The organism is Paenibacillus sp. J53TS2, assembly GCF_018403305.1.
GTDB lineage: Bacteria > Bacillota > Bacilli > Paenibacillales > Paenibacillaceae > Fontibacillus > Fontibacillus rhizolycopersici.
Genome location: NZ_BOSK01000040.1, coordinates 1 through 265, shown reverse-complemented (window position 1 = coordinate 265; position 265 = coordinate 1). Strand labels below are relative to the sequence as shown.

Here is a 265-nt window from a genome sequence, read left to right as displayed (position 1 = left end):
GACACGGCCCAGACTCCTACGGGAGGCAGCAGTAGGGAATCTTCCGCAATGGACGAAAGTCTGACGGAGCAACGCCGCGTGAGTGATGAAGGTTTTCGGATCGTAAAGCTCTGTTGCCAGGGAAGAATGTCCTCTAGAGTAACTGCTAGGGGAGTGACGGTACCTGAGAAGAAAGCCCCGGCTAACTACGTGCCAGCAGCCGCGGTAATACGTAGGGGGCAAGCGTTGTCCGGAATTATTGGGCGTAAAGCGCGCGCAGGCGGCT

1 rRNA gene is annotated in these 265 nt (G+C 57.4%); it reads left to right on the top strand.

The window, feature by feature from the left end:
- Nucleotides 1-265: ribosomal RNA gene (locus tag KJS42_RS22975) — 16S ribosomal RNA — on the top strand; the annotation flags it as partial.